This is a genomic window from Nostoc sp. NMS7, from assembly GCF_017115085.1.
Classification (GTDB): Bacteria; Cyanobacteriota; Cyanobacteriia; order Cyanobacteriales; family Nostocaceae; genus Nostoc.
Genome location: NZ_JABXKJ010000201.1, coordinates 61,760 through 72,219, shown reverse-complemented (window position 1 = coordinate 72,219; position 10,460 = coordinate 61,760). Strand labels below are relative to the sequence as shown.

Annotated in this window: 4 protein-coding genes; 1 reads left to right on the top strand and 3 read right to left on the bottom strand. The window is 46.3% G+C overall.

All coding sequences use genetic code 11. The annotated features are described in order from the left end of the window. The coding region (locus HWQ38_RS22740) for an FG-GAP-like repeat-containing protein (protein WP_292798088.1) at nt 1-3,261 on the bottom strand (3,261 nt) is incomplete at its 3' end. Between the two features lie 584 nt (nt 3,262-3,845). Between HWQ38_RS22740 and HWQ38_RS22735 the strand changes: the two genes are divergently transcribed. Further along, the gene (locus tag HWQ38_RS22735; protein WP_292798085.1) at nt 3,846-7,082 is read left to right on the top strand and encodes a TIGR03032 family protein; all 3,237 of its coding nucleotides are present in this window, start codon (nt 3,846-3,848) and stop codon (nt 7,080-7,082) included. Nucleotides 7,083-7,220: 138 nt separating this feature from the next. Here HWQ38_RS22735 and HWQ38_RS22730 read toward each other — a convergent pair whose 3' ends face one another. Beyond that, nucleotides 7,221-8,618 carry an LCP family protein gene (locus tag HWQ38_RS22730; protein ID WP_292798083.1) on the bottom strand — a complete coding sequence of 466 codons (1,398 nt, stop codon included), beginning with the start codon at nt 8,616-8,618 and terminating at the stop codon, nt 7,221-7,223. Between the two features lie 75 nt (nt 8,619-8,693). Then, complete coding sequence (locus HWQ38_RS22725) at nt 8,694-10,418, bottom strand: ABC transporter ATP-binding protein (protein WP_292798080.1); 1,725 nt, start codon at nt 10,416-10,418, stop codon at nt 8,694-8,696. Between the last annotated feature and the right edge of the window lie 42 nt (nt 10,419-10,460).

Genomic DNA, 10,460 nt, shown 5'->3' with positions numbered 1-10,460 from the left:
GGGACTAGTCCCGACGGTGAAGTTGGTGGCGGTGGCAAAGCCGCCTGTGCCATTACCTAGCAGCACGGAGACGGTGTTGCTGCTTCTGTTAGCGGTAGCCAAGTCCAGCTTGCCGTCGCCGTTGAAGTCTCCCTCTGTGACTGAAATGGGTTGAGTCCCGACGGTGAAGTTGGTGGCGGTGCCAAAGCCGCCTGTGCCGTTACCTAGCAGCACAGAGACGTTGTTGCTGCCTTGGTTAGTCACAGCCAAGTCCAGCTTGCCGTCGCCGTTGAAGTCTCCCTCTGTGACTGAAATGGGACCAGTCCCGACGGTGAAGTTGGTGGCAGTGGCAAAGCCGCCAGTGCCGTTACCTAGCAGCACTGAGACGTTGTTGCTGGTGTAGTTAGCCACAGCCAAGTCCAGCTTGCCGTCGCTGTTGAAGTCTCCCACTGTGACTGAAAAGGGAAGACTGCCGACGGAGAAGTTGGTGGTTGGTTGGAAATCGGCGGTGCTGTTGGCGCCAAGGATGTAGTCTGGGCTGGATTCTAGGTTGATGGTGACGGTTTCGTTGGGGTCAGAGATTCCATCAGCGACAGCTGTGACTTTTAAGGTGGCGGTAGTTTGCCCCTGGGCGATGGTGAAGGTGTTGGCTGTGACAGCAGTGATATTTGTGCCTGGTGCCAAGGTGTAGTCGGTGGTGGGGGTGGCAGTGCTACCTGTGGTGTTGAAATTGACGACTAAGCCGCCAACTGGGGCAGGAGTGTCGAGGGTGATGTTAAAGCTGCCATCTGCACCGCCTTCTGTGGGGTTGGTGCCGGCAGCGATGGTAATTTTGGGGGTGGTATTTAGCAGCACGGAGACGGTGTTGCTGCTGAAGTTAGCAGTAGCCAAGTCCAGCTTGCCGTCGCCGTTGAAGTCTCCCACTGTGACTGAAAAGGGACTACTGCCGACGGTGAAGTTGGTGGCAGTGGCAAAGCCGCCAGTGCCGTTGCCTAGCAGCACTGAGACGGTGTTGCTGCTGAAGTTAGGCACAGCCAAGTCCAGCTTGCCGTCGCCGTTGAAGTCTCCCACTGTTACTGACCGGGGACTAGTCCCGACGGTGAAGTTGGTGGCGGTGGCAAAGCCGCCTGTGCCATTACCTAGCAGCACGGAGACGGTGTTGCTGCTTCTGTTAGCGGTAGCCAAGTCCAGCTTGCCGTCGCCGTTGAAGTCTCCCTCTGTGACTGAAATGGGTTGAGTCCCGACGGTGAAGTTGGTGGCGGTGCCAAAGCCGCCTGTGCCGTTACCTAGCAGCACAGAGACGTTGTTGCTGCCTTGGTTAGTCACAGCCAAGTCCAGCTTGCCGTCGCCGTTGAAGTCTCCCTCTGTGACTGAAATGGGACCAGTCCCGACGGTGAAGTTGGTGGCAGTGGCAAAGCCGCCAGTGCCGTTACCTAGCAGCACTGAGACGTTGTTGCTGGTGTAGTTAGCCACAGCCAAGTCCAGCTTGCCGTCGCTGTTGAAGTCTCCCACTGTGACTGAAAAGGGAAGACTGCCGACGGAGAAGTTGGTGGTTGGTTGGAAATCGGCGGTGCTGTTGGCGCCAAGGATGTAGTCTGGGCTGGATTCTAGGTTGATGGTGACGGTTTCGTTGGGGTCAGAGATTCCATCAGCGACAGCTGTGACTTTTAAGGTGGCGGTAGTTTGCCCCTGGGCGATGGTGAAGGTGTTGGCTGTGACAGCAGTGATATTTGTGCCTGGTGCCAAGGTGTAGTCGGTGGTGGGGGTGGCAGTGCTACCTGTGGTGTTGAAATTGACGACTAAGCCGCCAACTGGGGCAGGAGTGTCGAGGGTGATGTTAAAGCTGCCATCTGCACCGCCTTCTGTGGGGTTGGTGCCGGCAGCGATGGTAATTTTGGGGGTGGTATTTAGCAGCACGGAGACGGTGTTGCTGCTGAAGTTAGCAGTAGCCAAGTCCAGCTTGCCGTCGCCGTTGAAGTCTCCCACTGTGACTGAAAAGGGACTACTGCCGACGGTGAAGTTGGTGGCAGTGGCAAAGCCGCCAGTGCCGTTGCCTAGCAGCACTGAGACGGTGTTGCTGCTGAAGTTAGGCACAGCCAAGTCCAGCTTGCCGTCACCGTTGAAGTCTGCCACTGTGACTGAAATAGGACTAGTCCCGGCGGTGAAGTTAGTGGCGGTGTCAAAGCCGCCTGTGCCGTTGCCTAGCAGCACTGAGACGTTGTTGCTGGTGTAGTTATCCACAGCCAAGTCCAGCTTGCCGTCGCCGTTGAAGTCTCCCACTCTTACTGACCTGGGTTGAGTCCCGACGGCGAAGTCGGTGGCGGTGGCAAAGCCGCCAGTGCCTAGCCCTAGCAGCACTGAGACGTTGTTGCTGCTTTTGTTAGCCACAGCCAAGTCCAGGTTGCCGTCGCCGTTGAAGTCTCCCACTGTTACTGAATAGGGTTGAGTCCCGACGGTGAAGTTAGTGGCGGTGTCAAAGCCGCCTGTGCTGTTGGCTAGCAGCACGGAGACGGTGTTGCTGCCGTAGTTAGCAGTAGCCAAGTCCAGCTTGCCGTCGCCGTTGAAGTCTCCCACTCTTACTGACCTGGGTTGAGTCCCGACGGCGAAGTTAGTGGCGGTGTCAAAGCCGCCAGTGCCGTTGCCTAGTAGCACTGAGATGGTGTTGCTGTTAAAGTTAGCCACAGCCAAGTCCAGGTTGCCGTCGCCGTTGAAGTCTCCCACTGTGACTGAAATGGGATTAGTCCCGACGGTGAAGTTGGTGTTGCTGTCAAAGGTGGCAAACACTCCAGGGTAGGCTTCCCTAATTTCTGGTTCCAACGCCAAGGTGGAGGCGATTTGCCCTATGTTCACCTCTAGTTCCCAGGTTCCCCCTTGTTGGGTGTTGCCTATTTTCTGGACTGAGGCGGCGATGTTTGCCCCGGTGAGTTGGTGTAGCTGTTCTATGAAGGTTTTTCCGGTTTCTCCAGCTGCGACTTCACACCCATAAATCAGGATTTCGGCGGCTTGCCACTGTTGTAATTGCTGGCGATAGGTGTGGAGGTTGGCTAGGTTTAGGTGGCTATTACCTAGTTGCAATTTGCCGGGGCTACCGTGGGCAATTATCTGGATACTGGCTGCGGGATGGTTTTTGCAGAGGGCGCTGATTTGGGCGATGCCGTCTTGGTGTTTGTTGAGGGTAATTACTTCGGCTGTGGGTAAAATGCCCTGAACGAGTATTTGATGGTCATCTATTGCTGAGTCGATGATGACTAGGATGTGCTTTGTGGTAGTTGCAGTTGTCATGATCTTTGATTATTTGGGTATTAATTTCAGGTTGGATAAAATCACCTGTACTCAGAGGATGTTTGAAAAGTCCTCTTGTCGGTATCAAAAATTTTAGATCCCCCTAAATCCCCCGATAAATTGGGGGACTTTGATTCCGGTTCCTTTTTAAGGGGGTTAGGGGGGATCTAAAAGTGCCTAAAGTCACAGCGAAATACTTTTCAAACAACCTCTCAGGCAGCCTAAAACCACCAATTTCATCAATAAAATTACTGTGGTAGTTGTTGAGCGTTGGAGAATCTTCAGTAATAGAACTTACGCAAAAGTACATACAGTAGGGGCAATTCATGAATTGCCCCTACCTAAAAATCACTCTTTTCGGCTATTGTTTGCGTAAGTTTTCAGTAAAATCACTTGGTGGTCAGATCCCCGACTTCTTAAAGAAGTCGGGGATCTGGCAGCCCCTCAGTAGGCTTGCGGGGGCAAGAAGTGTTCTAATGAATTTTACATAGCTATTGACTTGAGTTTTTATGTATGTATAGTTAATAACTAAACGTCCAACATCCTAGCGATGAATATCCCTAGTGTCAAATATATTTTTGCCAATGATCTTACAATCCACTGCTAAAGCTGCTCTCCCTGTAGAAATACTGGTTTCGCGTCATTTCATCGACTGGCTACAATCTCAGCAAATTAGTCTGGCTTTCTCTACCTATCAAAGTTCGCGCCTCATGCTGTTAGGGGTAAACACTTACGGACAATTGTCGGGATTTGAGCGCGTTTTTGACCGCGCAATGGGGTTATATGCTACCCCAGAACGAATTTATCTCAGTTCTAGATCCCAACTCTGGCAGTTAGACAATGTGCTGACTCCAGGACAACTTTATGATGGTTATGACAAGCTTTATATTCCCCGCATTGCTTATACTACTGGGGATTTAGATATTCATGATTTGGCGGTGGAAGCTGATAACGATCGCATTATTTTTATCAGTACTATATTAAATTGTCTGGCAACGGTGAGCGATCGCCATAGTTGCATTCCTTTATGGAAACCTCAGTTTATTTCTAGTTTGGTAAGTGAGGATCGCTGTCACCTGAATGGTTTGGCGATGGTGGACGGGAAACCCCGCTATGTTACCCTTTGTGGTGAATCTGATGTGGTGGATGGTTGGCGGGAGCAGCGACAAGGCGGCGGCTGTATTATTGATATTCAATCTGATCAGGTGATTGCTAGGGGTTTATCTATGCCCCATGCCCCACGATTTTATCAGGGTAAGTTGTGGTTGCTGAATGCTGGCACCGGGGAATTTGGCTATATCGATGCCGATGGAGTATTTCAGCCTGTGGCTTTTTGTCCCGGTTTTCTGCGTGGTTTGGCATTTAGTGGCGATTATGCCATTGTCGGCTTATCTAAGCCCCGCGACAAAACTTTTTCTGGTTTAAAACTGGATGAGAATTTAGCCAGTAAAAATACTGAACCCCGTTGTGGATTGATGGTCATTGATTTGAAAACTGGCCAAGTTGTCCACTGGCTGCGTCTAGAAGGAGAAGTGACGGAACTTTATGATGTGCAGGTGTTATCAGGAGTCTCTCGCCCGCAGGCGTTGGGATTCCATACTGAGGAGATTCAGCAGGTGATTACCCTTGATCCACGTTCGCCGCTAATTGGGGGAAATGCGCGAACTGACAAGTCAGCGCCTATACAAGAATTTACTAACAACGCAGATCAAGACAAAATTATCTCTGCAATCACGCCTCAAAGTCGAGACTGGTCTAATTCTGATTGGTTATGGTCAACCCAATCGCAGCAATTAAGAGCTGTAGAACAGCTTTATCAACAAGCATTAGCCTTACAAACACAACTACAATTGACAGAGGCGATCGCTTTATACGAACAAATAATTAGGCAATATCCCCAATATGCTCCCGCTTGGTATCAATTGGGGGTAATTATGGACAGTCAAGGACAAACTGACCAAGCTGTTTTGGCTTACCAACAGGCATTGACAATAAATCCTAAATATGCAGCAGCACACAATAATTTGGGGATTGTCTGCGTAGCTGAGAAAAATTTAGAAAAAGCGATCGCTTGTTTTCAATCTGCAATTCTCAGTAACCCGAACTATGCTTTTGCTCACAATAATCTGGGTTTAGCTTGGCAAATGCAAGGTAAGCTATCAGCAGCAGCAGCTAAGTTTCAGGAGGCTTTACAGAAAAATCCTGATTATCCCGAAGCTTATCTGAATCTGGGCATAGTATTAGAGGCGCAAGAGAATTTAGCAAGTGCGATCGCTTGTTATCGTTCTGCCATTCACCACAAACCAGATTATATTAAAGCTTACAACCGTTTGGGGTCAGCACTGATATCTTTGGCGATCGCTACTCAAGGTCAAGTAGATGCAGCCAGGGTAATATTTGAAAAGGTTTTAGAACTGCAACCAGACTCGGCTGAAGCCTTCAATTACCTGTTTTACCTCAAAGAAATGAGTTGCGATTGGCGTAGTCGTCAGTCTGATTTAACCCGCATTTGGGAACAAACTCTCCAAGAGGTTGAGAAAGCAAAACCCACAACAATCGCCCCTTTTGACACCATATACAAGCCTTGGGAGAGGACTTTTTTGCTAAAAATCGCTCGTACACACGGCGAAAATATCCAGAAACAATGGGTACAAAAATCTCTCAATTTTACTCATTCCCGTTCGTTGACTGGGCGGCTACGCATTGGCTATTTATCCAATGATTTCCGCAACCATGCTACCAGTCATCTGATAAAAAGCTTATTTAACCTGCACGATCGAGCTAGTTTTGAGATATTTGCTTACTCTTTTAGTGCAGACGATAACAGCGAATACCGCCAACACATCGCTGCTAACTGCGAACACTTCCGAGATATTACTACTTTATCTATAGAAGAAAGCGCCCGCCAGATTTATGATGATGGCATTCAGATATTAATCGATCTCAAAGGTTACACTGCTGGTTCTCGCACTGCTATTTTGGCTTTGCGACCTGCTCCCATTCAGGTCAGCTATTTGGGCTATCCTGGAACGATGGGCGCTGAATTTATCGATTATATAATTAGTGATCCAGTAGTCACACCGCCAGAATTTGCTGATGGTTTTAGCGAGAAGCTAGTCACCTTACCCCACAGCTATCAAGTCAACGATCATCAACAAGCGATCGCTTCTACACCTGTGACTCGTTCTCAGTATGGTTTACCAGAGTCGGGTTTTGTCTTTTGCTGCTTCAACAACAACTATAAAATTGAACCGCAGATTTTCGATATTTGGATGAGGATTCTCGCCGCAGTTTCGGGTAGTGTGCTGTGGTTACTTGTCAAATTCCCGGCTGCTGAGGATAACCTCAAACGAGAAGCCAAAGCTAGGGGAATTAATAGCGATCGCTTAATTTTTGCCCAATATCACACTAAAGCCGAACATTTAGCCAGACATCAATTAGCAGACTTATTTCTAGATACCTTTTATTATAATGCTCACACTACTGCTAGTGATGCTTTATGGGCAGGTTTACCAATTATTACTTGTATAGGAAAAACCTTTGCTTCTCGTGTTGCTGCTAGTTTGCTGACAGCAGTTGGTTTACCAGACTTAATCACTAATAACTTAGAGCAATATGAGCAATTAGCCATACATTTAGCACATTCCCCTACAGCATTGCCGGAAATCAAACAGAGATTAGCACAAAATCGTACCACTTACCCCCTATTTCATACACAACGTTTCACCCGCAATCTAGAACAAGCCTATTTTGCGATGTGGGAGATTTATGCTGCTGGGAACCCACCACAAACTATAGAGATAAACACCAATACACACTGAATGAATAGATATTGGTAAACCCAAAATTGGTTCTGGATTTTGCCAACGATGAGTAGCTTGGTAGATAATAAAACTATATTTAGATGCGTTTGCCAAGAGGTTTTAGTAGAAGCAATTCATGAATTGCCCCTACTCTGGTTAATTGAGATGGTAGCTGGATTTCCGCCGTGCTGTACTAGTATGTAATCCCAAATTCTGTCTGATAGAAGTAGGATTATTTTCCGAAATGGAACTAGTCAAATCTGTGCCAATGACAACAGTGACATCAGATGCAATATCTCCTAAAGAAGCAACTTCTACATCACCGACACCAAGAGCTTTTTGAACTGCACTCGCTGCTTCAGGATTTCCATGTTGAGCAATAATTCTGGTTTTTTGAGCAGAGTCTATATTAGTATCAATTTCATGACTAGAAAGAAAAATATTCCTAAAACCGTATTTTTCGAGTAAAGAGGTGACTTTTTCTACAGCTTCGTGTTGTGTAGTTGCGTTCTGGAGAAAAATTTTCATACCTTGCGGCACTACTAAATTTTTGTCCTCTTCTTTTACTTCTACATTATTAAAATCAAAATAACGTTGGAGAATTTTGCTAGTAGCTTTATGGTCAGAAATCCAGTAGCTAACATTGTATTCACTTTTTTCACTAAAACGCCCTGGCAGGAGAATAAAATTATGGTGATTACTTTGAGCTAAAGTTTGAGCTATGGCTAACATTTCATTAATAGATAAATCAGTGTCTATATTATCTTGAGCTACCTTTAAAATTTGAGGTAATTTAGTAATAGTTTGTGGCTGAAGCAATGTAAGTAGGATATCTTTAAGAACTTGTTGTTGTCGCTGGACTCGACCAATATCACCTAAAGCATCATGGCGAAAACGGATGTATTCTTCTAGATGCTGCCCACTTAACTTTTGTAAACCTGCTAAAAAGTGAATGCTGAGGTTTTGTGAATGATCTACATAATCCATTTTTTTAGGAATATTAACTTCAACTCCTCCCAAGGCATCTACCAAATGAATAAAACCTTCTGTATCCAGGCGCACATAACGATCAATTGATACACCATCTAATAGCTGACTTACACTTTGGGCTGCTAGTTTTGTTCCACCACGCACGTTTGCATCATTAATTTTATCTACACCAACTCCATAAAATCGAACGAGAGTATCTCTGGGAATAGATAGTATATTAATCGAATGAGAATCTGGCATGATTTGGGCTAGTAGGATAGTATCGCTATTGCCTGCTAATGCCTCGGCAGGAGTAAAATTTTTCTCGTGGGGATGTCCAGAATTGTCGATACCGAGAATCAAAATATTCACAGGATGATCTAGAGTTGCAGGAATCGAACCTGTTACACTTTCGGAACTACCAGGCAGATGTAAAGCAACATCATGATCATTTTTTAAGGGAGTTAAACTTACAACCGAGGAGTAAATTGCTCCGCAAATTGCAGCTACTACTGCCGCACCGATTGCTAAAGCAAATGGCTGTTTTAACAGCTGAGATTTCTTGGGATTATTTTTTCCTTTCACTTCTCACCCACTACATATAAAATTAATTGCTATGGTCTAACCCGGAATTATCTTACTCTGCCAGAGTGGTCATATTTAACTAAACTGCTGGGCATAAGACCGCGCATAGCGACGCTCTAAAGCTAATAATTCTTCATGGGTTCCCGATTCCACAATTTGTCCCTGTTCGATAACTAAAATGCGATCGCACCGTCTAACTGTTGATAAACGGTGAGCAATAATAAATACTGTGCGTTTTTCCATCAACCTTTCCAGTGCTTCCTGTACCAGTGCTTCTGACTCGGAATCTAATGCTGATGTCGCCTCATCCAGAATCAAGATTTGGGGATTGAGCAGAACAGCACGAGCGATCGCAATTCTTTGTCTTTGTCCACCAGATAAGTTTACCCCACGCTCACCCACCCAAGTCTGATAACCCTCTGGTAGTTGGCTAATAAACTGATGGGCGTTAGCAATTTTCGCCGCCTCTTTAACTGCTTCCATCTCAAAAACATCTTGTCCAAAAGCGATATTTTGAGCAATTGTCCCGGAAAACATGATGGTTTCTTGCGGAACAATCCCAATTTGTCGCCGCAGACTATGCAGCTTCACATCCCGAATATCAACACCGTCAATGAAGATTTGGCCAACTTCGGGATCGTAAAAACGCGGGAGAAGATTCACAAATGTAGTTTTACCAGCACCAGATGCACCCACAAGAGCGATCGCTTCCCCTGGCGATACTAATAAACTGATATCTTTTAATACGGGTTCACCTAGTTTATAAGCAAAGGAAATATGACGATATTCTACTTTGCCTTTGACTGGTGGTAGAGCGATCGCATTTGTTTTTTCAATCACCGTCGGCTGAATTGCCATCAATTCAAAAACGCGGTCAACAGATGCTTCACCCTGCTTAAATTCGTTGTAGTTGTTAGTAGTATGACCAATGGGATCAATTAACAGCGCCGCCGCCGCCAGATAACTGAAAAAATTCGCCACTGTCAAGTTATTTTGGGAAATTTGCCACGTTCCCACAATCAGTAACGATAACCCACTTAAGGCTTCCAGAAATCCGATGATCGGAATCTGAATTGCTTTCAGGCGTTCGGCTGAGTATTTTGCTTTAAGACTGCGTTCTGCTTCATGTCCAAAGCGGGCGATTTCGTAATTTTCGGCAGCAAAAGCCTGTACCAAACGAATACCGTTGAAAACTTCTGAGAGGATGGCTGATAAACCCGACACGCGATTTTGACTTTTTAAGGAATACTTGCGTAACCGTTCCCCAAACCAACCTACTAAAATACCCATCAGAGGTGCAACTATCACTGTTGCTAATGTCAGTTGCCAATTCAGGTAAATCATGTAAATCGGAATTGCTACCAACTGCAAAATGCAGGGGATAAAGTCGTGAAACCCTTTATTTACCACTTCGCCAACACGGTCAACGTCTTCCGTGAGGCGGTAAGATAAATCACCTGCTTTTGCCGTTTCAAAATAGCTGAGATTTAGCTTTTGCAGATGGGCGTAGACTTGCTGGCGGAGATGAAAAGCAACTCTCAAAGCAGCTTTCGCCATGTACATATCTTGTATAGACTGAAACAAACCTCTAACAAGAAAGACTAAGGCACAGCTGCCAGTTATTTGAGCGATCGCTACTACATTACCTTGGGCAAAGGGAGTTGCCAACTTCCCGGCGAGATTGATTAACACTAATGTCGCCAGTACGTATCCCAAGATACCGACAATTCCCTTGGCGATCGTTTTCCACTGGAGTTGGATATAAGGCAGCAGTAGCCAGTAATTAGAGCGCGTTTTCAAGCTGTAACGTCCACAATGATATTCTCCTTTGTTTGACGCTAT

What these genes read in the sequence shown, in the direction of transcription:
- HWQ38_RS22735 (WP_292798085.1), top strand. Translation starts at nt 3,846, where the DNA reads ATGATCTTACAATCCACTGCTAAAGCTGCTCTCCCTGTAGAAATACTG.